The 21,109-nt window shown below is 70.7% G+C and carries 20 protein-coding genes; 9 read left to right on the top strand and 11 right to left on the bottom strand.

Features of this window, described 5'->3' with window-relative positions:
* Positions 1-379 precede the first annotated feature (379 nt).
* Complete coding sequence (locus F3T56_RS10550; RefSeq protein ID WP_149824605.1) at positions 380-1,012, top strand: HAD family hydrolase; 633 nt, start codon at positions 380-382, stop codon at positions 1,010-1,012.
* Here F3T56_RS10550 and F3T56_RS10545 read toward each other — a convergent pair.
* Positions 1,009-1,260, bottom strand: coding sequence for a hypothetical protein (locus F3T56_RS10545; RefSeq protein ID WP_149824604.1), 252 nt, complete (start codon positions 1,258-1,260; stop codon positions 1,009-1,011). The genes F3T56_RS10550 and F3T56_RS10545 overlap by 4 nt on opposite strands.
* Positions 1,261-1,485: 225 nt before the next feature.
* Here F3T56_RS10545 and F3T56_RS49255 point away from each other — a divergent pair, with 225 nt between their 5' ends.
* Positions 1,486-1,869 carry a cold-shock protein gene (locus F3T56_RS49255; RefSeq protein ID WP_149824603.1) on the top strand — a complete coding sequence of 128 codons (384 nt, stop codon included), beginning with the start codon at positions 1,486-1,488 and terminating at the stop codon, positions 1,867-1,869.
* A gap of 141 nt (positions 1,870-2,010) precedes the next feature.
* On the opposite strand, the gene F3T56_RS10535 is transcribed toward F3T56_RS49255, so the two are convergent.
* From F3T56_RS10535 to F3T56_RS10520, 4 genes are all read right to left on the bottom strand, one after another.
* Complete coding sequence (locus tag F3T56_RS10535; protein WP_149824602.1) at positions 2,011-2,928, bottom strand: 1,4-dihydroxy-6-naphtoate synthase; 918 nt, start codon at positions 2,926-2,928, stop codon at positions 2,011-2,013.
* A complete protein-coding gene (locus tag F3T56_RS10530; protein WP_149824601.1) occupies positions 2,918-3,628 on the bottom strand; it encodes a futalosine hydrolase in 711 nt (236 codons plus the stop codon). Before F3T56_RS10530 ends, F3T56_RS10535 begins: the two co-directional genes overlap by 11 nt.
* Before the next feature lie 47 nt (positions 3,629-3,675).
* Positions 3,676-4,170 carry a hypothetical protein gene (locus F3T56_RS10525; protein WP_149824600.1) on the bottom strand — a complete coding sequence of 165 codons (495 nt, stop codon included), beginning with the start codon at positions 4,168-4,170 and terminating at the stop codon, positions 3,676-3,678.
* A gap of 117 nt (positions 4,171-4,287) precedes the next feature.
* Entirely contained in the window at positions 4,288-5,679 is a 1,392-nt protein-coding gene (locus F3T56_RS10520; RefSeq protein ID WP_246203553.1) for an MFS transporter, read from the bottom strand.
* A 528-nt stretch (positions 5,680-6,207) separates the two neighbouring features.
* On the opposite strand from F3T56_RS10520, the gene F3T56_RS10515 reads away from it, so the two are divergent.
* The gene (locus F3T56_RS10515; RefSeq protein WP_149824599.1) at positions 6,208-7,140 is read left to right on the top strand and encodes a DUF3027 domain-containing protein; all 933 of its coding nucleotides are present in this window, start codon (positions 6,208-6,210) and stop codon (positions 7,138-7,140) included.
* An 83-nt stretch (positions 7,141-7,223) separates the two neighbouring features.
* Here F3T56_RS10515 and F3T56_RS10510 read toward each other — a convergent pair whose 3' ends face one another.
* Both F3T56_RS10510 and F3T56_RS10505 read right to left on the bottom strand, forming a co-directional pair.
* Entirely contained in the window at positions 7,224-7,481 is a 258-nt protein-coding gene (locus F3T56_RS10510; RefSeq protein WP_149824598.1) for a Txe/YoeB family addiction module toxin, read from the bottom strand.
* Complete coding sequence (locus F3T56_RS10505) at positions 7,478-7,753, bottom strand: type II toxin-antitoxin system Phd/YefM family antitoxin (RefSeq protein WP_149824597.1); 276 nt, start codon at positions 7,751-7,753, stop codon at positions 7,478-7,480. Before F3T56_RS10505 ends, F3T56_RS10510 begins: the two co-directional genes overlap by 4 nt.
* Before the next feature lie 251 nt (positions 7,754-8,004).
* Between F3T56_RS10505 and F3T56_RS10500 the strand changes: the two genes are divergently transcribed.
* The 3 genes from F3T56_RS10500 to F3T56_RS10490 all read left to right on the top strand — a co-directional run bounded on the left by F3T56_RS10500 (position 8,005) and on the right by F3T56_RS10490 (position 13,209).
* Complete coding sequence (locus tag F3T56_RS10500; protein WP_149824596.1) at positions 8,005-11,130, top strand: sacsin N-terminal ATP-binding-like domain-containing protein; 3,126 nt, start codon at positions 8,005-8,007, stop codon at positions 11,128-11,130.
* Positions 11,131-11,287: 157 nt separating this feature from the next.
* Positions 11,288-12,079, top strand: coding sequence for a calcium-binding protein (locus F3T56_RS10495; protein ID WP_246203552.1), 792 nt, complete (start codon positions 11,288-11,290; stop codon positions 12,077-12,079).
* Positions 12,080-12,288: 209 nt separating this feature from the next.
* Positions 12,289-13,209 carry a hypothetical protein gene (locus F3T56_RS10490; protein WP_149824595.1) on the top strand — a complete coding sequence of 307 codons (921 nt, stop codon included), beginning with the start codon at positions 12,289-12,291 and terminating at the stop codon, positions 13,207-13,209.
* A gap of 41 nt (positions 13,210-13,250) precedes the next feature.
* Here the strand turns inward: F3T56_RS10490 and F3T56_RS10485 are convergent, their stop codons facing one another.
* From F3T56_RS10485 to F3T56_RS10470, 4 genes are all read right to left on the bottom strand, one after another.
* Entirely contained in the window at positions 13,251-14,756 is a 1,506-nt protein-coding gene (locus F3T56_RS10485) for an NCS1 family nucleobase:cation symporter-1 (RefSeq protein ID WP_246203551.1), read from the bottom strand.
* A 133-nt stretch (positions 14,757-14,889) separates the two neighbouring features.
* Positions 14,890-17,310, bottom strand: coding sequence for an HAD-IC family P-type ATPase (locus F3T56_RS10480; protein WP_149824594.1), 2,421 nt, complete (start codon positions 17,308-17,310; stop codon positions 14,890-14,892).
* A gap of 124 nt (positions 17,311-17,434) precedes the next feature.
* Positions 17,435-17,746, bottom strand: a complete 312-nt coding sequence (locus tag F3T56_RS10475) for a DUF2530 domain-containing protein (RefSeq protein ID WP_149824593.1) — start codon at positions 17,744-17,746, stop codon at positions 17,435-17,437.
* Between the two features lie 101 nt (positions 17,747-17,847).
* Positions 17,848-18,030, bottom strand: a complete 183-nt coding sequence (locus F3T56_RS10470) for a ribbon-helix-helix protein, CopG family (protein ID WP_172638885.1) — start codon at positions 18,028-18,030, stop codon at positions 17,848-17,850.
* A gap of 149 nt (positions 18,031-18,179) precedes the next feature.
* On the opposite strand from F3T56_RS10470, the gene F3T56_RS10465 reads away from it, so the two are divergent.
* The 3 genes from F3T56_RS10465 (at position 18,180) to thpR (ending at position 20,887) form a co-directional block, all read left to right on the top strand.
* Positions 18,180-18,620 carry a MarR family winged helix-turn-helix transcriptional regulator gene (locus tag F3T56_RS10465; RefSeq protein ID WP_149824592.1) on the top strand — a complete coding sequence of 147 codons (441 nt, stop codon included), beginning with the start codon at positions 18,180-18,182 and terminating at the stop codon, positions 18,618-18,620.
* Positions 18,621-18,881: 261 nt separating this feature from the next.
* Positions 18,882-20,309, top strand: a complete 1,428-nt coding sequence (locus tag F3T56_RS10460; RefSeq protein ID WP_172638884.1) for an MFS transporter — start codon at positions 18,882-18,884, stop codon at positions 20,307-20,309.
* 5 nt (positions 20,310-20,314) lie between these two features.
* Positions 20,315-20,887, top strand: a complete 573-nt coding sequence (gene thpR / locus F3T56_RS10455; RefSeq protein ID WP_149824590.1) for an RNA 2',3'-cyclic phosphodiesterase — start codon at positions 20,315-20,317, stop codon at positions 20,885-20,887.
* Positions 20,888-21,109 lie beyond the last annotated feature (222 nt).

The following is a 21,109-nucleotide window of genomic DNA, read 5'->3' as shown; positions in this document are numbered from 1 at the left end:
CCCCCCCCCCCCCCCCCCCCCCCCCCCCCCCCCCCCCCCCCCCCCCCCCCCCCCCCCCCCCCCCCCGATGAATGTGGCGGTGGCGGAGACTTGGCCGTGGGTGCTTCGGGTCGCCGCGATCTCGTCGGCGCTCTATCTTTTGTGGCGGTCGCAGCGGGGGCGTTGACCTGGAGGTTTTCTCGCCCCCGCCGCCCCTACCCGTTCCCATCGTCCAGGGGCTGCCGCCCCTTCGACCCCGCTCCGCCTTCTCGCCGTAGGGGCTTGTGTGTTTGTGCGTGTGCGGGATCGTCGTGGCTTGTCGCGCCCACGCGGCGGAGCCGCATATCGACACAGCCCCGCGCCCCTTCGGGGCGCGCTACTGCTGGGCACAATGGGGGGCATGGACTCTTGCCTGCTGACCGTCGGGTTCGATCTCGACATGACGTTGATCGATTCTCGGCCGGGGATTCACGCCTGTTTTGAGGCGTTGGCGGCGAGGACGGGGGCGTACATAGACGCCGATATGGCGATCACGCGGCTGGGGCCGCCGTTGGTGGATGAGCTGGCGTACTGGTTTCCGGCGGAGGAGGTGCCGGCCATGGCGGACATGTATCGCGCCATGTACCCGTCCATCGCCATCGCCGCCACGCCCGCGATGCCCGGCGCGGCGGAGGCGATCGCGGCGGTTCGGGCGGCCGGGGGGCGGGCGATCGTGGTGACCGCCAAGTATGAGCCGAACGCGAAGCTGCACCTGGAGCACCTCGGGATGGTGCCCGACGAGGTGGTGGGGGATCTGTGGGCGGAGGCCAAGGCGGAGGCGTTGCGGGAGCACGGGGCGAGTGTGTACGTCGGCGACCACACCGGCGACGTACGCGGCGCGCGCACCGCGCGGGCGTACTCGGTCGGGGTGGCCACCGGCCCCTGTGACGAGCGGGAGTTGAGGGAGGCGGGGGCCGACGTCGTCCTCGCTGATCTGACGGCCTTTCCGGAGTGGTTGGCCGCGCACCACCGCCAAGCTCCCCCCGCGCGCTAGAAACGCGCCTCGCGCGCCCTCTTGCGGCCCGCCGTGACGGACTGGAGGACACCGGCGCCGGCGATCAGGAATCCCACTCCCATGAACATGCTCAAACCGAACATGTATGTGGGGAAAGGTGTCGTTCCGAGGAACAGCGGGGCCACGGTGACCAGGGTGGCCACGGCGCCGACGAAGAACACGATGGCACCGATACGGATCAGCCGGTCACCGGGTTCGGCGGAATTCGGTTGGGTTTTGTCACGCACCGGACCAGGGTAGTTCCCAGCGCGAGAGAACAGTCGGGCGACGTCTTGTCAGCTCCCGCCGGAGCATTAGCCTTGGTACCGGCGGGTCCCGACGACCCGCTCCAGTGCTGTCCAGAGCAGTTTGCGCACATCCAGAACACAGTAAGGACACGCGCGGCCCACGCGCGGATACACCCCGAACACTTTCCGACGCAGTTTCCGACGAGTACGAGGACGAGGACAGACGTGCCTACCGGCAAGGTCAAATGGTTCAACAGCGAGAAGGGCTTCGGCTTCCTCTCCCGCGACGACGGCGGTGACGTCTTCGTCCACTCCTCCGTACTGCCCAACGGTGTCGACACCCTGAAGCCGGGACAGCGCGTCGAGTTCGGAGTCGTCGCCGGTCAGCGCGGCGACCAGGCCCTCTCCGTGACGCTCCTGGAGCCGGCCCCGTCGGTCGCCGCCGCCCAGCGCAAGAAGCCGGATGAACTGGCCTCGATCGTGCAGGACCTGACGACCCTGCTGGAGAACATCACGCCGATGCTCGAACGCGGCCGCTACCCGGAGCGCGCGGCAGGCAAGAAGATCGCAGGTCTGTTGCGAGCGGTGGCCGACCAGTTGGACGTGTAGCCGCAGGCCCAGTCCACCGCCCTGAGGGGCGCGGGGAACTGCGCGATCAGCCCACGACAAGCCGCACTCGCCGATACACGGACCATGGCAGACGCGACTGCGGCTTGTATGTGGCTGGTCGCACCCCGCGGCGGACCGCGGTCACGGAAACGCCAGCGCCTCCGGTGCCAGCGCCGGGACCAAGCCCTCCGCCGCCGCCCGCGTGAGCAAACCCCGTACCGCCGCGTAGCCGTCCTCGCCCAGTTCCGCCGTGAACTCGTTGACGTACAGGCCGATGTGCTGGTCGGCGACGGCCGGGTCCATCTCCTGGGCGTGTTCGAGGACGTAGGGGCGGGAGGCCTTGGGGTCGTCCCAGGCCGCGTGGACGGACGTACGGATCGACTCGGCGACCCTCGTCAGTGTCTCCTCGCCCAGTGAGCGCTTGGCGATGATCGCGCCCAGGGGGATCGGCAGACCCGTCGTGTTCTCCCAGTGCTCGCCCATGTCGGCGAGGCTATGGAGGCCGTAGTTCTGGTACGTGAAGCGGGCCTCGTGGATGACGAGTCCGGCGTCGACCTTCCCGTCCCGTACGGCCGGCATGATCTCGTGGAACGGCATCACCACGATCTCCCCGACCCCGCCCGCCCGTCGCCCACCACCACCCTCAACCGAGGGCCCTGCGGGCCCGCCCCTCTTGATTCCAAGCGTGTCCGCCGCCCACAGGCGGAAGAGGAGATACGCGGTCGACTTCTCGCTCGGCACGGCGACCGTACGGCCGGTGAGGTCCGTGCCCGGCTCCCGTGTCAGTACCAGCGGGCCGCAGCCCCGGCCCAGCGCGCCGCCGCAGGGCAGCAGGGCGTACTCGTCGAGGACGTACGGCAGGACGGCGTACGACACCTTCAGTACGTCGAGGTCGCCGCGCTCGGCCATGCCGTTGGTGATGTCGATGTCCGCGAACGTCACGTCGAGCGCGGGCGCGCCGGGGATCCGGCCGTGGGCCCAGGCGTCGAAGACGAAGGTGTCGTTGGGGCAGGGCGAGTACGCGATGCGCACGGTGTCCGTCAGCTTCTCAGGGCTCATATGGGTCCCAACTCTCCAGTACGGGCGTCAGCTTCCCGAAGGCCTCGGTGAGTGCGGTCAGCGCGTCGCCGATGCGCCACGCGGCGCGGTCGCGGGGGCCGACGGGGTTGGAGACGGCGCGCAGTTCGAGGACGGGGACGGCGTGCGCGGCGGCCGCCTCGGCGACCCCGAAGCCCTCCATCGCCTCGGCCAGGGCGTGCGGATGGCGGGCGCGGAGGGCGGTGGCGCGCTCGGCGCTGCCGGTGATGGTCGAGACCGTCAGTACGGTGCCGGTGCGCGCGCCGGTCGCGTCCGTGGCCCGGCGCACGAGGGCGCGCGGCGGGTGGTGCGTGACGGTGCCGAAGCCCAGTTCGGTGACCGGGAGGAAACCGTCGGGGGTCTCGGCGCCCAGGTCGGCCGCGGTGATCGCGTCGGCGAGGACCAGGGAGCCGACGGGGGCTTCGGGCTGGAAGCCGCCCGCGATGCCGGCGGAGACGACCAGCGTGTACGGCGTGCCGTCGAGGGCCGCGGCGGTCAGCGCGGCGGCGGTGGAGGCGGCGGCGAGGGCGGGGCCCACACCGGCGGCGAGGAGGTCGTAGCGGCCCTCGCGGACCCGGTGCAGTGTCACCGAGGGGAGCCGTACGTCCGTACCGGGGCCCGGAAACGCCCGTGCCACCGCGTCCCGTTCGGCGGGGACCGCGGTGGCTACGAGGATGCGCATGGGCGGCGGCGGGGACGGATCGCGGACCGGACCGGACCTGGCCGGGATCAGGCGTCGGGGTTCTTGAGCGTGAAGTTCCACACGCCCTTGAACTCCGTGCCTTCCTTGTTCTGCTCGACGACGCTGATCGTCAGCGACTTCTGCGGGGCCTGCCCCTGCTGGGCGGAGAAGAGGTCGCCGGCGTTCGGGAAGGTGTAGTACGTCTTCTTGTACTGCGGGGTCGCCGGCTGGCCGTCGATCCACAGGGACCAGCCCGTCTCCGAGACCTCGGGGTCGACGCCGACGCGCAGGGTCTCGCCCGCCGGCAGCTCGATCGTCTCGGAGGGCTTCTCCTTCACGCACTTCTGGACCTCAGCCTGGTCGAGGTCGTCGTAGCACTCGGCCTCGGTGTTCACCGAGTCCTTGCCGAGCGTGAGGGTGGCGATCGGCGTCGGCTTGTCGCAGGCGGACAGGACGAGAAGTCCGGCGGAAACGGCGCCGATCGTGGCTGCGGCGCGACGGCTGTGTCGACTGGCGGCTCCGCCGCGGGGCAGGAAGGTCATGGGCGAAGGCTATCTGGCCCGTCGAGGGGTGCCCTTACGTGGGGTACGGCGTGCCGGTCCGGTCCCTGTGATGTGCGGCCGATGTGCGGCTTCGGGAACTCGCACCGGGGGCTCGGCTCACGCCACGCGGGTGCGGGGCGCGCCGCCGTGGCGGGCGGAGGAGAGGAGGCCGCGGATCGTGGTGAGCCAGCCGGCGGCGACGATCGCGGCGGCCACGACCATGCCCAGGGTGCCGTAGAGGGGGAGGGCGATACCGATGGCGCCGCCGACCACCCAGGCAATCTGCAGCAGGGTCTCGGAGCGGGCGAAGGCGGAGGTGCGGACCAGTTCGGGCACGTCACGCTGGATCAGCGCGTCCAGGGCCAGCTTGGACAGGGCCTGCGAGAAGCCGGCGACCGCGGCGAGGCAGGCGATGAGGAACGTGCTGAAGAAGCAGGCCGTGGCGATCGCCACCGCGAGTTCCACGGCGACGACGGTCACGATGATCAGCTCCGGCGCGCGCTGTTTCAGCCACGCCCCTACGGCGGTGCCGAGCGCGTTTCCCGTACCGGCCGCGACGGCGACCATGCCGAGGGAGACGGCGGCGCTCTGCCCGCCGAGCGGGTGCTCACGCAGCAGGAACGCGAGGAAGAAGATCAGGAAGCCGGAGAGGCCGCGGAGGGCGGCGTTGGCGCCGAGGGCGTGGGTGACGGCCGGGCCGACCGTACGCAGCCCCGGCCGCTTCAGCGTCTTGGTGCGGTGCGGGCCGTGCAGGTGCTCGGGGTCGGCGGCGAGCAGCGCCGTGTCCTCGCCCTTCGCGGAGTCGACCTTGTGCGGGAGCGAGAAGGAGAGGAACGTTCCGGCGACGAAGATCAGGAAGGCGCCGTAGAGCGGGTAGCGGGGGCCGAGGGCCTGCAGCCCGGCCCCGATGGGCGCGGCGACGCCGGTGGCGAGCAGCCCGCACAGGGTGACCCGTGAATTGGCCTTGACCAGCGAGAACCGTGGCGGCAGCAACCGCGGCACGACCGCGCTCCGCACCACCCCGTACGCCTTCGACGCGACCAGTACGCCCAGCGCGGCCGGGTACAGCTCCAGGCTGCCGGTCTGGACGGCGCCGACGAGGATCAGGGCGAGGAAGGCGCGGGCCAGCATGGCGCCGGCCATCGCGGCGCGGCGGCCGTGCGGGAGGCGGTCCAGGAGGGGGCCGACGACCGGGGCCAGCAGCGCGAAGGGGGCGAGCGTGATGGCGAGGTAGAGGGCGACCCGGCCGCGGGCCTCGTCGGTGGGGACGGAGAAGAAGACCGTGGAGGCGAGCGACACGGTGATCATCATGTCGCCCGCGCCGTTCACGCCGTGCAGTTCGATGAGCTTGCCGAGGCCGGACTCGCCGGCGCCCTGCGCGTGGGTCGCCCTGCGGATGCCGCGGGCGGGGCCGGTGACCGGGCGGTGCAGGGCACGGCCCACCGAGCGGACGGCCCCGGTCACCCGACCCGACCCGCCGCGCCGTTCGCTCCGCTCGGCGCCGGTCACCTCGTCATAGTGCCCCGAGAAGGGAGCGCGTGGTGCGATTACCGCGCGGATGGCGGGCGGGGCGTTGGGGGCGCATTCGAGCTCGGGGGATCTGTGCGTCGGCGGGTGCGGGTCGTCTGTGGCTGGTCGCGCCCCGCGGCGGAGCCGCAGATGTCACAGCCCCGCGCCCCTTAAAAACCGGGGGCTGCCCCCAGTTTTTTCAGGGGCGCGGGAACTGCGCGAGCAACCCCCACCCACCCGCACCCGCTGGACGACCTCGACCGACCGAGCTCGCAGGCGACCCCGCCCTGTTTCACCGAACCACTAAGTCGGTGTGGGCGCCGGGCGTCGGAGAAGGTAGCGTGCATAGCGCGCCCGCGGCGGTTGTTCTCGGCCGCGCGCCTCTCGTTCATCCCGCAGAATGGATGACATAGGTGCGCCCGAGTGCGATCGGGCGCGGACGTCGACGCGGCCCTCCGGTCCGCTCCGTCCGCACCCCCCGCCGAGGGAGGCGCACTCGTGAGACGGCGTAGGAGAGAAGCGATACCTGTGAGCGCAGCGACAACGCGAAGCCGCACCCCCGACCGTCTGTGCGCCGAGGCCGTCGACCTCGCCCGCGCCGCCGCCGAGGAGGCTGCCGCGCCTGGAGTAGTGGGCGAGCATGCGGGGCTCGCCGTCGAGGGGGACCGTGTCGTCACCCACTTCTTCGAGTGCAAGGAGATGGGCTACCGGGGCTGGCGCTGGGCCGTGACCGTGGCCCGGGCCTCGCGGGCGAAGTTCGTGACGCTGGACGAGGTCGTGCTGCTGCCCGGCCCCGACGCGCTGCTCGCGCCGGAGTGGGTGCCGTGGAGCGAGCGGCTCCGGCCTGGGGACATGGGGCCGGGGGACCTGCTGCCCACCGACGCCGAGGATCTGCGGCTGGAGCCCGGGTACTCCGGCGAGGACGAGCCGCTGCCGAACTCCCCGGTCTCGCACGACATGGCCGAGCTGGTGGAGGCGGAGGACGCCGAGGTCACCGCCGGGGTGCCGGCGAACCTTCCGCTCGCGCCGACCCGCGGGTCGATCGCCGCGGTCGCCGAGGAACTGGGCATGCGGCGGGCCCGCGTCCTGTCGCGGTACGGGCTGCACACGGCCGCCGACCGGTGGGACGAGGGCTTCGGCGCCAAGACCGCGATGGCCCAGGCGGCACCCGCGTCCTGCGTCAGCTGTGGCTTCCTCATGCCGATCGGCGGCTCGCTGGGCCAGGCCTTCGGGGTGTGCGCCAACGAGTTCTCCCCGGCGGACGGCCGGGTCGTCTCCCTGACGTACGGCTGCGGCGGCCACTCGGAGGCCGCCGTCATGCCGAAGCCCCCGCAGCCGGCCCCCCCACGCCTCGACGAGACCCGTGTGGACCCCTTCCCCCTGCGCCCGTCCCCCGACTCGGGCTCGGTCTCCCCGCTCGGCGAGGAGTCGGAGGCCGAGGCGGATCTGGGTCACTCGTAGCGGCTCGGGACGCGCTCCGATGCGGCGGCCACCATCCGCCGGGCTGGTGGCCGCGGGCGCGTGTCAGTGGGGACGCGGGCGATTCAGTAGTGGTAACGGGCCTTGAGGATCTTTACCTCTTTCTCGTCCGCCCGATACACCAACCGGTGTTCATCGTCGATCCGGCGGGACCAGTAGCCCGACAGATCACCCTTCAGTGGTTCCGGCTTGCCGATGCCCTCGAATGGGGTGCGCTTCATCTCGTCGATCAGGCGCACGATGCGGCGAGCCTTCTTCAGGTCCGAGCCGAGCCAGAACAGAAAGTCCTCCCAGCCGTCCGGATCGAAGTGAACGCTCCTCACTCTTCGCCCCCGGCCATGTCGCGAAGCTCATCGATCGTCTTCAGGACAGTGGCCTCACCGGCCTTGTCGCGGGCTACGGCTTCCATGAGCCGCCGAGCGTTGGCGGGGGACCGCAGGAGATACACGGTCTCCTGCCACGAGTCGTAGTCCTCGGCGGACATCAGCACGGCATCACCCGCCTTGGAAGTGATCCTTATGGGGTTGTGGTCGGTGTTGACGCGCTCAATGAGCGGGAACAGGCTCCGCCTTGCTTCGCTAGCGCTCATCGACATGTGAAGTCCGCCTTCAATGGTACCGAATTTCTGTACCGACATGGTACGTGAATATGGTACCAGTCCGGCCCGGGTCCGCGTTGTGCGTCAGCGCCCGGTGGCCTCCCGAAGCGCCCCGAAGCGCCCCGAAGCGTGACGGCCATGGCCGGACCCCGTTGGTGTCCCGGCCGTGGTGCGTTCGTGTGGGCGGTGCGCGATACCTTCGTGCGGCGGCGGCCAAGCGGGGCGCAATCGCAGGAGGAGAGTGGACCGTGAGCAAGTTCGTGCGGCCGGCGGCCGAGGGTGCGGACCCGTTCGGGACGGCGCGGCTGCGGCGCGGGGTGCTGGATGCCTGGGCGACGAGCCCGGCCCGGTTCCGGGAGGACGCGAACGCCGAGGAGGATCTCGTCCTCGGCGGGTATCGCGATCGGCTCGTCGTCGAGCTGGCGCAGAACGCCGCCGACGCCGCCGCCCGCGCCAAGGTGCCGGGGCGGCTGCGGCTCACCCTCCGGGACGGCGTCCTCGTCGCCGCCAACACCGGCGCCCCGCTGGATGCGGCAGGTGTCGAGTCCCTGTCCACGCTCCGTGCCTCCGCCAAGCGGGAGACCCAGGAGAGCGCGGTAGGGCGGTTCGGCGTCGGGTTCGCCGCCGTGCTCGCCGTCACCGACGAGCCCGCCGTCGTCGGGCGGCACGGCGGTATCCGCTGGTCGCTCGCCGAGGCCCGGCTGCTCGCCGCCGACACCGCCCGGCACAGTCCGGGGCTGGGTGATGAGATTCGGCGTCGTGACGGGCATGTGCCGCTGCTGCGACTGCCGTTCGCGGCGGAAGGGTCCGCTCCGGAGTCGTACGACACCGTCGTCATCCTGCCGCTGCGGGACGCCGCCGCCGCGGATCTCGCCGAGCGGCTGCTCGACAGGGTGGATGACGCCCTGCTCCTCGCGCTGCCGGGTCTCGACGAGGTCGTCATCGAGAACGGGGACGCGACGGTACGGACGTTGCGGCGGCGCGCGGAGGGGGCGTACGTCGTCGTCGAGGACTCCCGGGACGGGGTCACGCGCTGGCGTACGGTCGCCGCGCACGGGGCGGTCGAGGCCGCGCTGCTCGCCGACCGGCCGGTCGAGGAGCGGCTGCGTCCGTACTGGTCCGTGACGTGGGCCGTGCCGACCGGGGTCGACTGGGTGCCCGTCCGGCCCCGTACCAGCCCCGTTGTGCACGCGCCCACACCCAGCGACGAGGCCCTCGGCGTACCCGCGCTGCTCATCGCCTCCTTCCCCCTCGACACGACCCGGCGGCACGCCGCGCCCGGGCCGCTCACCGACTTCCTCGTCCAGCGCGCGGCGGACGCGTACGCCGAACTGCTGGCCGCCTGGGAGCCGGTGAGTGAAGGGATCATCGACCTCGTGCCCGGTCCGTTGGGCAAGGGTGAGCTGGACGGGGCGCTGCGGCAGGCGATCCTCGAACGGCTGCCGCGTACCGCCTTCCTGCCGCGTGCGGTGCCGCCCGGGGAGGACGACGATCTGCCTGCGGCGCTTCGCCCCCGCGACGCCGAGGTCATCGAGGGCGCCGGGGCCGACACCGTACGGGTGCTCGCGGACGTGCTGCCCAGTCTGCTGCCCGCCGGGCTCGAACGGCGCGCGGAGTTGCGTACGTTGGGGGTCGCGCGCCTTCCGCTGGGCGACGCGGTCGACCGGCTCTCGGGGCTGGAGAAGGCGCCCGACTGGTGGCGGCGGCTCTACGACAGCCTCGCCGGGGTCGACCCGGACCGGCTCTCCGGGCTTCCGGTGCCGCTCGCGGACGGGCGGACGACGATCGGTCCGCGCCAGGTCCTCCTCCCGGCCCCCGACGGCCCGCAGACGGCGTCGCCCGAGACCCTCGCCCGGCTCGGCCTCAAGGTCGCCCACCCGGACGCCGCGCACCCGCTCCTGGAGAAGCTGGGCGCCCTGCCCGCGACCCCGCGCGCCGTGCTGACCACACCCCAGGTGCGGGCCGCCGTCGCCGCCTCCCTCGACGACGAGGGCGGGGCCGCCTGGGACGAGGACGCCCCGGACGCCGACGAACTCGCCGACCTCGTCCTCACCCTCGTCCGCGACGCCGCCCTCGACCCCGGCGACGAACCCTGGCTCGGCGCCCTCGCCCTCCCCGACGAGGACGGCGAACTCTCGCCCGCCGGTGAACTCGTACTCCCCGGCAGCTCCTTCGCCCAGGTCATGCGCGAGGACGAACTCGCTTTCGTTGACGCCGAGTTGGCCGAACGCTGGGGCGAACAGCCGCTGGCCGCCTGCGGAGTCCTCGCCAACTTCGCCCTCGTACGCGCCACCGACGTCGTCCTCGACCCCGACGAACTGGAGCCCCGCGACTCGGACTTCGCCGAGCCCGACGACGCCGGGCTCCTTGACGCCGTGGACGTGTGGTGCGAGGACATCCTGGACCGCTTCCCGGACAGCCCCGTGCCGCCTGTCGCGACCGAGCTCGTCGCCGTACGCGACCTGGACCTCGTCGACGAGGACCGCTGGCCCGAGGCGCTCGCGCTCCTCGCCCGGCCGCCGCTGCGGGACGCGCTCGTCCAGCCCGTACGGATCCTCCTCCCGGACGGCACGCACGAGGTCGTACGCCCGTACACGGCCTGGTGGCTGCGCGGGCATCCGGTCCTCGACGGCCGTCGGCCGGCCGGCCTCCTGGCCGCCGGTGGCGATCCGCTGCTGCGCGGCCTGTACGACGAGGCCGACGCCACCGGGTTCGACGACGAGCAGGTGCTGCGGGCGTTGGGCGTACGCACGTCGGTGGCGGCGCTGCTGGACGAGCCGGGCGGCGCGGCGGAGCTGCTGGACCGCCTGGCCGACCCGGACCGTCACGTCGGTGCCGCCCAACTCCATGGCCTGTACGGTGCGTTGGCGGAACTGGACCCCGAACAGGTGACCCTGCCGGACGACTTGCGGGCGGTCGTGAACGGCGAGGTGACCGTCGTGGACGCGGCCGACGCCGTCGTCGTCGACTCACCCGACCTGCTCCCCTTCGCCTCCGGCGTGCCCCTGCTGCCCGTACGGCCGTCCCGGGCCGCCGAGTTGGCCGAACTGTTCCAGGTGCGGCGGCTCAGCGAATCGGTGACGGGCGAGGTGGACTCGGAGGGCGCCGAGCACGAGGTGCCGGATTCGGTACGGGTGCTGCTGGGGCCCGCCACCCCGTCCTCGTACGTCGAGCACGAGGAACTCGTCGTCGACGGGGTCGAGTTGGACTGGCGCCGGACGCGGGACGGCGTCGTGCACGCCTCGACCCTGGAGGGCGTCGCCGCCGGGCTGGCATGGGCAGCGGGGCAGTGGCCACGGCGGTTCGAGGTGGCGGCACTGCTCGAAGATCCTTCCAGGACAGAGGAGTTGGCCCGGGACCGCTGGTTCGACTGATCAAACCCCCGAGATGTGAACTGCGCAACATTCGCCAAACTCGTTCACAACTCGTACAACCATTCCCGTGCGCCCCGTGTCCTGTCTGGTGAGCCATCAGGCTCACCAGACAGTCGGGCTCCGCGTGACAGCTCTCTGCCGCGGGTCCCCTTTCCACGTGGGGAACACATTGCGCAAGCGTGCCACTCTGGGCGTTGCCGTCACCGGCGCCCTGGCTCTGACCGCTCTTGCCGCTCCGGCCGCGATGGCCGATGAGAAGTACGGCAGCATCTCGATCACCAGCGCCTCCGTGAACGGTGGCAAGGCCGTCGTCGTCGGGGCGAAGGCGAAGAAGACGGTCACGCTCAAGTTCACCGTCAACGACAACTCCGGCCACCGGATGGCGACCGCGTACCTGTACCGCGGCAAGAACATCGACACCGCCGACAGTGCCGCCTCGCCCAGCAAGGACCCGATCACCTGCAAGAAGGTGACCTCCCGGAAGTACAACTGCTCGGCGACCTTCACCTTCACGCCCGGTTACAACGCGATCAACTCCGTCGCCGGCACATGGAAGACCTGGGCGATCGCCCAGGCCAAGGACTACGACTATGTCCAGAAGGACAACCTCAAGTCCTTCAAGGTCCTGCGCGCCGCCCAGCTCGCGTCGTCCAACGCCGCCCCTGAGCCGGTGGCCAAGGGCAAGACCATCACCATCACCAGCAAGCTGACCCGCGCCAACTGGAACTCCGGCGCGAACGGCGCGTTCGGCGGCCAGTCGGTGCAGCTGCAGTTCAAGGCGAAGAGCGCCTCCTCGTACAAGACGGTCAAGACGGTCAAGTCGTCCTCCACGGGCGCCCTGTCCACCACCGCCAAGGCGGGCGTCGACGGCTCGTACCGTTACGTCTTCGCGGGCACCTCCACCACGGCGTCGGTCGCGGCCGCGGGTGACTTCATCGACGTGAAGTAAGCCGTCCGGGGGCTCAGTCCTCGGGTCGGAAACACGCTCAGTGGGACGCGCCGGATGACCCGGCGCGTCCCGCCACGCGACAGATCTACCGACAGATCTAGCTGCAGATCTTGAGATCGCGCGGGTCAACGGACCCGCGGCCCACCCAGGCCTCCCGCGCGGACGACCGCCGGGCCGCCCACATCTGTTCCACCAGGGGGGAACACATCATGCGCGTACGAGCCACCACGGTCGCCGTCTCCGGCGCCCTCGTCCTCGCCGTCTCCGCCTTCGCCGTCCCGGCCGCGTACGCCGCCGGTGACTCGGCGTCCCCGAGCTGGGCGGCGGCGGTCTCCGCCGGTGCCGGGCCGTCGGCGTTCGGCGCGGCCACCGCCGCCGACGCGACCGCGGGGGACCTCGACGTCACCTTCACCAATGTGAAGGTGAACGGCGGCAAGGCGATCGCCGTGGGTGCGACCAAGCACGTGAAGGTGCCGGTCACCTACACGCTCAAGCACGCCGCAGGCCTCGACGTCACCGCGTCAGACGTCCTCAACGGCCCGTTCCTGTACTTCAAGTCGATGCCCACCTCGGTGGCGCAGGACTTCAAGGACCCGGTCCTCTTCGGCGACAACCCGGCGACCTGTGTCGACAAGACCTCGACCACCGCCACCTGCAAGGCGATCATCGACATCCGGCCGGGCGCGGGCGACCTCGCCAACTCCCTGGCCGGAACCTGGAAGGTGGGCGGCCTCGCCATCCGGGCCGACGAGGCGAACGAAGAGTTCGACGAGACCTGGCAGGGCAAGCTCGGCACCGTCAAGGTCCAGCGCCAGGCGAAGCTCGCGGGCGCCAACGCCGCCCCCGAGCCGGTCAAGAAGGGCAAGACCATCACGGTCACGAGCAAGCTGACCCGCGCCAACTGGGACACCAACAAGACCCCCGGCTACGGCGGCCAGCCCGTGAAGCTCCAGTTCAAGAAGAAGGGCACGTCCGTCTACAAGGACGTCAAGACGGTCAAGACGTCCTCCACGGGCGCCATCAAGACCACCGTCAAGGCCACCGCCGACGGCTCCTACCGCTTCGTCTTCGCGGGCAGCAACGGCACGACGACCGCGACGTCCGCGGGCGACGCCATCGACGTCAAGTAGCAGTCGCACAGCTGAGAGCAGTGAGAGCGGGCGTTACGAGGTCAAGCTCTGGCGGCCAGCGGGCTCTTCGCGCCGCTCACCGCGAAGTAGATCGCTCCGGCGATCGCGACCCCGATGAACCAGGAGTACGGGCCGAGGGTCGCGCCGTAGCCCTCGGGGCCGTAGACCGGCAGGATGCTGGAGAAGACGGCGCCGATGCCCGCCGCGATGAAGGCGCGTATGTTCCAGCCGCCCTGGAAGCGGAACTCGCCGTCCTCCTTGTAGAGGGCGGGGACGTTCAACTGTGCCTTGCGGAGCAGGTAGTAGTCGACGACCAGGACGCCGAAGATCGGGCCCATGGTCGAGCCGATGGCGTTGACGAAGCTGGGGGCGTTGTCCCAGGGGTGGAGGGGGTAGAGCAGGAGGGCTATGACGGCGGCTATCAGGCCGCCCCGGCGGAACGTGATGTGCTTCGGGGCGACGTTGGCGAAGTCGAAGGCAGGGCTGACGAAGTTGGCGACGACGTTGATGCCCAGGGTGGCGACGGCGAAGGTCAGGGCCGCCAGGAGGACCAGGAACGCGCTGTCGAACTTGGCGGAGATAGCGGCCGGTTCGAGGATGACCTCGCCGTAGACCTTGCTCGCGGAGGCGGTCGTCAGGGCGGCGACCAGCGAGAACAGGATGAGGTTGACCGGCAGACCCCAGACGTTGCCTTTGCGCAGGGTCTTCTCGTCCGGTGTGAAGCGCGCGAAGTCGCCGAAGTTGAGGAAGAGGGCGGCGAAGTACGTCACCCAGGTGGCCGCGATGGCCGCGATGGCGGCGAAGGAGCCCGGGGTCACGTCCAGCCCGGTGGCGGTCTTGGCCAGGGCGGCGAGATCGGCGGCCGGCATGTCGACGGAGAAGGACAGCGTGCCTGCCTTGATGGAGAGGCCCACCGCCAGGATCAGCATCATCAGCCACACCGCCGGGCCCGCGAAGTCCTGGAAGCGGCGAACGGTCTCCATGCCCTTGCTGATGATCAGCAGCTGGGCGGCCCAGACGAAGAGGTAGCAGATGACCTCCAGACCGGTGTGGTCGAGGAGGGTGGTCGTCTCGTGCAGGTTCTTCGGGCCGTCGTAGCGGATCAGGAAGGCGACGATCGCGCCCGCCGCCGCGCTGGTCTGGGCGCCGTACCAGAAGGTGGCGACCACGGCTCGGACGAGCGCCGGGACGTTGGCGCCGAACGTGCCGAAGGAGGCGCGGGCGAGGACGGGGTACGGGACGCCGGTCTTCACGCCCGCCTTGCCGATGAGGGTCATCAGCCAGTAGATGATCAGCGAGCCGACGCCGATGCCGATGAGGAACTTGAAGGTGTTCCCGGCGACGAGGAACAGGCTGGCGGCCAGGAAGTAGCCGAACAGACTGTGTACGTCGGAGGTCCAGACGTTGAAGATGCTGAACGCGCCCCACTTGCGCTCGGTGGCGGGGGCGAGGTCCTCGTTGTAGAGGCGGGGGGAGTACCCCTCGGGGAGGGGCACGGGTGCCGTCGTGCCTCTGTTTCCCGTCCCTGCGTCGGTGGTGTCTGTCATCGCTCTTCATCTCCCTGCGCGGGCCGCCCCAACGGCGCTCGATCGCGTACAGGGAACGAGTGATGGATTTCTCCGGCATGTCGGTCCTGTAACTTCCCGGTCAACGGAATTCTGCTTCCGTCCAGCGGAGCCGCTACGCCGGGAACCGGTGATCCACCCACCTCCACAGGAACTCCAGGGCCGCCGCCGCCCCGGCCGCGATGGCGACCGCCGCCCACGGCATCGTCGTACCCACCAGCCGCAGCGCGAAGAAGTCCTGGAGCCAGGGCACGACGAGGACCAGCAGGAACCCGGCGCCCATCGCCGCGACCAAGCCGAGACGCCACCAGGTGTAGGGGCGGGCGATGATCGCCAGGACCCAGATGGAGATCAGGAAGAGGGTCAACGTCGCCACGCTGGTCTCGGCTTCCAGCGCTCCCTCACCCCGGTAGTAGTGGCGGGCGAGCAGGTACGTGGCGAAGGTGGCCAGGGCGGCGAGGGCGCCGCCCGGGATCGCGTACCGCATCACTCGGCGGACGAAGTGGGGTTGCGCCCGCTCCTTGTTGGGGGCCAGGGCCAGGAAGAAGGCCGGGACGCCGATCGTCAGGGTGGAGAGGAGGGTCAGGTGGCGGGGGAGGAAGGGGTATTCGACCTGCCGGCAGACCACCAGGATCGCCAGCAGCACCGAGTAGACCGTCTTGACCAGGAACAGGGTGGCGACGCGGGTGATGTTGCCGATCACCCGGCGGCCCTCCGCGACCACCGACGGCAGGGTCGCGAAGCTGTTGTTCAGCAGCACGATCTGGGCGACGGCCTTGCTGGCCTCCGAGCCCGAGCCCATCGCCACGCCGATGTCGGCGTCCTTGAGGGCCAGGACGTCGTTCACGCCGTCGCCCGTCATCGCGACCGTGTGGCCGTGGGACTGGAGGGCGCCGACCATGTCCCGTTTCTGCCGCGGGGTGACGCGGCCGAAGACCGTGCCGGAGTCGAGGGCCGTCGCCATGCCGTCGCGTTCGGCGGGGATCCGGCGGGCGTCCACCACCTCCCCCGTCAGGCCCAGCTTTCCGGCCACCGCACCGACCGACACCGCGTTGTCGCCGGAGATGACCTTCGGCCGTACGTTCTGCTCCTCGAAGTAGCGCAGGGTGTCGGCGGCGTCGGGGCGCAGCCGTTGTTCGAGTACGACGAGGGCGGTCGGCTTCACCTCGCGGGCGACGTCCGGATCGTCCAGCTCGCGGGAGACCCGGGCCAGCAGCAGGACCCGTAGGCCTTCCTCGTTGAGGCGGGCCGTCTCCGTGAGGGCCGGGTCGTCGTCCGCGAGGAGGACGTCGGGGGCGCCGAGCAGCCAGGTGCTGGCCTCGCCGTTGCCCTCGCTGAAGGACGCCCCGCTGTACTTGCGGGCCGAGGAGAACGGCAGCGACTCCGTGCAGCGCCAGTCCTCGCTGTCCGGGTAGGCGTCGATGATGGCCTGCAACGACGCGTTCGGGCGAGGGTCCGATTCGCCCAGCGCGCCGAGGACCCGTCGTACGTACGACTCGTCGCTGCCGCCCAGGGCGCGGAGCTCCGTGACGTCCATGCCGCCCTCGGTCAGCGTGCCCGTCTTGTCCAGGCATACGGTGTCGACGCGGGCCAGGCCCTCGATGGCCGGCAGCTCCTGCACCAGGCACTGCTTGCGGCCGAGGCGGATCACGCCGATCGCGAAGGCGACGGAGGTCAGGAGCACCAGGCCCTCGGGGACCATGGGGACGATGCCGCCGACCGTGCGGGCGACGGAGTCCTTGAAGTCGTTCTGCTTCACGATCAGCTGGCTGATGATCAGTCCGATCGCGGTCGGGACCATCATCCACGTCACGTACTTGAGGATCGTGGAGATGCCGGAGCGCAGCTCCGAGTGGACGAGGGTGAAGCGGGACGCCTCCTCGGCCAGCTGGGCCGCGTATGCCTCCCGGCCGACCTTCGTCGCGGTGAAGGCCCCGCCGCCCGCGACCACGAAACTGCCCGACATCACCTGGTCACCGGGCTGCTTGACGACCGGGTCGGCCTCGCCGGTGAGCAGCGACTCGTCGATCTCCAGGCCGTCGGTCTCGACGCACTCCCCGTCCACGACGATCTTGTCGCCGGGCCCGATCTCGATGAGGTCCCCGAGGACGATGTCGGAGGTGCCGACCTCGGCCGCCACCCCGTCCCGTCGCACCGTCGGTTTCGCCTCGCCGATGACGGCCAGCGAGTCCAGGGTCTTCTTCGCCCGCCACTCCTGGACGATGCCGATGCCCGTGTTGGCGAGGATCACGAAACCGAACAGGCTGTCCTGGATCGGCGCCACGAACAGCATGATCAGCCAGAGCACGCCGATGATCGCGTTGAACCGGGTGAAGACGTTCGCGCGGACGATGTCCACCGTGGAGCGGCTGCTGCGCACGGGGACGTCGTTCACCTCGCCGCGGGCCACCCGCCCGGCCACCTCTGCGGCGGTCAGACCGCGCGCCCGCCTCGTGGCCGAGGCCGTCCGCGAGGCAGGGGTGGGGCGCATGGGGTGCACAGGATCGAGGTCGGTGCCCGGGCCGATGTGCGTCATGGATCCGACGGTACGGGCGGATTTGAGCGTTCACCTGCCGAGTGGGCCAAAGATCCGACCAGGGGAGGACGGGGGGAGGGGAGGGGGTGGTGCCGTGGTGGTACGGGTCTCCCGTACGGGTGCCTTACGGAGTCTCCGACTCCACGGGCTTTACCGGCTCCGCCGACTCCGCCTGCTCGGCGGCCGCCTTGATCGCCGCGTTCCGCTTGATGGTCGCTTCCCGCTTCCGTACGAACCAGGTGCCGTAGAGGCCGAGCCCGCCGCCCGCGAGGCACGTCCACAGCCACCACGTGTGCCCGTGGTCGTCGTACCAGCCGTAGAACGGGATCTGGACGACGAAGAGGACGAACCAGAGGATCGTGCCGCCGGTGATGGTCGCGACCACGGGGCCTTCCAGGGGCTCCGGTGCCTCGTGCTTGGGGGTCCACTTCGCCATGGGGCACAGCTTACGGGCATGCGTTTCATCCCCTTCCGCGCATGGGTTTCATCCCTTCGTCGTCCTGCGCCCGGCCGCCGGGGCCCACGTGATGGCTGGTCTCACCTGACCCCGTAGAACTTTTCCGTCTTCTCGACGGCGGTCTGGAAGCGCTGGTCGAAGTCGTCGCGCATGAGCGTCTGGATCACATAGTCCTGGACGCTCATTCCCCTCTTCGCCGCGTGGTTCCGGAGCCGGTCGAGCAGCTCCCCGTCTATCCGCAGGCTGAGCACAGTGGTCCCCATGGGTATCAGGGTCGGGTACGCCCTGGCCGACTGTGTCACGTTCTGCGTATTAGTTACTCGTATGAGTGATGAAATACGTGACGGGATTAACGTCGGCGCAGTGCCGTTCGAGTGGTCTTTAGGGAGGGTAATGAGTTACGCTAAAGAACATGCCTGACCTCACCACCCATGGCGACGACGAGGCCGCCGTGAACGCGCTGCGGTCCGCCGTGATGCGCCTGTCCCGTCGGCTCAAGCACCAGAGGGTCGACGAGTCGCTGAGCCCGACCGAGATGTCGGTGCTCGGCACCCTCGCCCGCTGCGGTACGGCGACGCCGGGCGAACTCGCCCGCAAGGAGCATGTGCAGCCGCCGTCGATGACCCGCATCGTCGCCCTGCTGGAGAGCAAGGGGCTGGTGAAGCTGGAGCCGCACCCCGAAGACCGGCGGCAGAAGGTGGTCACCCAGACCGAGCGGGCCGAGGCGATGCTCGAGGAGAGCCGCCGCAAGCGCAACGCGTTCCTCGCGTCGCTGGTCGAGGGCCTCGACGAGGAGGAGTGGGCCAAGCTCCGCGCCGCCGCGCCGGTACTGGAGAAGCTCGCGCATTTGTGACCCCGGAGACCCCCGGGGGCGGCCGTCCGACCGTTCGGGCGCGCCGGGAGTGTCCGGTGCGCCTGGTCGGACACCGGTCGCCGGAACGGACGCCAGCACGCCGCACTGAACGCCGGTACGCCCCGTCGTTCAGACCGTGCGCCTTCTCGGACCGCGCATGGGCGGAGCCGAAAACCAGCAGACAGAAGCAGACAGAACAGGAGCGGTGAGGCTCACGAACCGCAGTACGCGCACACGTTTCACGCAAGGAGGCGAACCCCTTTGAGTACGGGACCCGGAGCAGCTTCCGCCCCCGCACCGACGACCGCCCACGAGTCCCCGCCCACCCCCGGCGTCCCCGAAGCCCCACCGGATACCAACCCCGGTCCACCAGCCGCCTCCGAGTCCCCCGAGTCCCCCGGCCCCCGTGAGCGTGCGTCCATGTTCCGTTCCTTGCGGATCCGGAACTACCGGCTGTTCTTCGTCGGGCAGGTGGTGTCGAACGTCGGTACCTGGATGCAGCGGATCGCGCAGGACTGGCTGGTGCTGAGCCTGACGGGGTCGTCCACGGCGGTCGGTGTGACGATGGCGCTGCAGTTCCTGCCGATGCTGTTGTTCGGGCTGTACGGCGGGGTGCTGGTGGACCGGTTCCCGAAGCGGCGGCTGTTGTTCCTGACGCAGACGTCGATGGCGGTGACCGGGCTCGCGCTCGCCGCGCTGACGCTCTCGGGGTACGTACAGGTCTGGCATGTGTACCTCGCCGCCTTCGCCGTGGGTATGGCGACCGTGGTCGACAACCCGGCCCGTCAGTCGTTCGTGTCGGAGATGGTCGGCCCCGAACAACTGCAGAACGCGGTCAGCCTGAACTCCGCCAACTTCCAGTCGGCCCGGCTGGTCGGCCCCGCCGTCGCCGGTGTGCTGATCACCACCGTCGGCACGGGCTGGGCCTTCCTCTACAACGGCCTCTCCTTCGTCGCCCCCATCGCCGGCCTGCTGCTGATGCGGGCCCGCGACCTGCACCCCGCCCGCCGCGCACCCCGCGGCAAGGGCCAGCTCCGCGAGGGCCTGCGCTATGTCGCCGGGCGCCCCGAACTGCTCTGGCCGATCGTGCTCGTCGGTTTCATCGGCACCTTCGGCTTCAACTTCCCGGTCTGGCTCTCGGCGTACGCGGACGACGTGTTCCACTCCGGCGCCGGCTCGTACAGCCTCTTCAACACCCTCATGGCCGTCGGCTCGGTCTCCGGCGCCCTGCTCGCGGCCCGGCGCGGTACGGCCCGGCTGCGCGTCCTGATCGCGGGGGCGCTGGCCTTCGGCGTCCTGGAGATCGTGGCGGCGCTGGCACCGTCGTACTGGATCTTCGCGCTGCTCATGGCCCCGATAGGGATGTTCGGCCTGACGGTGAACGTCACCACCAACACGGCCATCCAGATGGGCACCGACCCCGCCATGCGCGGCCGGGTCATGGCCCTCTACATGATGGTCTTCCTCGGCGGTACGCCGCTGGGCGCGCCGATCGCCGGCTGGGTCACCGACGCGTACGGCCCCCGCGCGGGCTTCGTCGCCGGCGGCGTCGTCGCCACGGCCGCCGCGATCACGGTGGGTCTGGTGCTGGTCAGGGCCAGTGGGCTGCGGCTGTCGCTGGGGTGGAAGCAGGGGCGTCCTCGGGTGCGGTTCGTACCGAGGGAACGGGTCCCAGTTCTGGAAAAGTGACGGTCATGAGACTGTTTGCCGCCGTGCTGCCGCCCGCCGAGGTCCTCGATGAACTGGGGCTGATGATCGGGGAGTTGAAGGGGCGGGCCGGTGCCGACCGGTTGCGGTGGACCGAGCCGCCCGGGTGGCACTTCACGCTCGCCTTCTACGGCGAGGTCGACGACGACGTCGTACCGGAACTGTCCGAGCGGCTGGAACGCGCCGCCCACCGCACCGCCCCGTTCCCGCTGGCGGTGCGGGGCGGCGGACAGTTCGGACACGGCCGGGTGCTGTGGACGGGGGCGGAGGGGGACCTGGAGACCCTGCGGCTGCTCGCCGACCGTGCGGAGGCGGCGGGGCGCAAGGCCGGGCTGGACATGGGGGAGCACCGCCGGTACACGGCCCACCTGACCGTGGCCCGCAGCCGGCACGCCCTCGACGTACGGCCGTACGTCGCCGCCCTCCACGCCTTCGCCGCCCCGGCGTGGACCGTCGCCGAGCTGGCGCTGGTGCGCAGCAACCTGCCGGCCTCCGGGGTGCCGGGGGAGCAGCCGCGGTACGAGGTGGTCGGCCGTTGGGGTCTGGGGGCGGGCGGTTAGTCTCGGAGGGTGGACCCGAAGACCCGTAACCGGATCATGGCCGGTGTGCTTGTGCTGATGTTCGCGGTTGTTGCTGTCGCGGCGGCGGCTGGTAAGTAGCCGTTGCGCTCCGCTGGGAGTGCCGGGGAACCGCGGACCGTTCTTGGCCGCGGCCCGGTGGGGGCTTGTCGCGCCCACGCGGCGGAGCCGCAGATCAATACAGCCCCGCGCCCCTTACGGGGC

The sequence above is a fragment of the Streptomyces tailanensis genome, assembly GCF_008386495.1.
GTDB classification, from domain to species: domain Bacteria; phylum Actinomycetota; class Actinomycetes; order Streptomycetales; family Streptomycetaceae; genus Streptomyces; species Streptomyces tailanensis.
This window is presented reverse-complemented; position numbering and strand designations above follow the sequence as displayed.

Excerpts from the sequence above, each read along its gene's own strand:
- F3T56_RS10550 (WP_149824605.1), top strand. The coding sequence starts at position 380 with ATGGACTCTTGCCTGCTGACCGTCGGGTTCGATCTCGACATGACGTTG.
- F3T56_RS10535 (WP_149824602.1), bottom strand. The coding sequence starts at position 2,928 with ATGAGCCCTGAGAAGCTGACGGACACCGTGCGCATCGCGTACTCGCCC.
- F3T56_RS10530 (WP_149824601.1), bottom strand. The coding sequence starts at position 3,628 with ATGCGCATCCTCGTAGCCACCGCGGTCCCCGCCGAACGGGACGCGGTG.
- F3T56_RS10525 (WP_149824600.1), bottom strand. The coding sequence starts at position 4,170 with ATGACCTTCCTGCCCCGCGGCGGAGCCGCCAGTCGACACAGCCGTCGC.
- F3T56_RS10505 (WP_149824597.1), bottom strand. The coding sequence starts at position 7,753 with ATGTCGATGAGCGCTAGCGAAGCAAGGCGGAGCCTGTTCCCGCTCATT.
- F3T56_RS10490 (WP_149824595.1), top strand. The coding sequence starts at position 12,289 with ATGCGCGTACGAGCCACCACGGTCGCCGTCTCCGGCGCCCTCGTCCTC.
- F3T56_RS10485 (WP_246203551.1), bottom strand. The coding sequence starts at position 14,756 with ATGACAGACACCACCGACGCAGGGACGGGAAACAGAGGCACGACGGCA.
- F3T56_RS10480 (WP_149824594.1), bottom strand. The coding sequence starts at position 17,310 with ATGACGCACATCGGCCCGGGCACCGACCTCGATCCTGTGCACCCCATG.
- F3T56_RS10475 (WP_149824593.1), bottom strand. The coding sequence starts at position 17,746 with ATGGCGAAGTGGACCCCCAAGCACGAGGCACCGGAGCCCCTGGAAGGC.
- F3T56_RS10470 (WP_172638885.1), bottom strand. The coding sequence starts at position 18,030 with ATGGGGACCACTGTGCTCAGCCTGCGGATAGACGGGGAGCTGCTCGAC.
- F3T56_RS10465 (WP_149824592.1), top strand. The coding sequence starts at position 18,180 with ATGCCTGACCTCACCACCCATGGCGACGACGAGGCCGCCGTGAACGCG.
- thpR (WP_149824590.1), top strand. The coding sequence starts at position 20,315 with ATGAGACTGTTTGCCGCCGTGCTGCCGCCCGCCGAGGTCCTCGATGAA.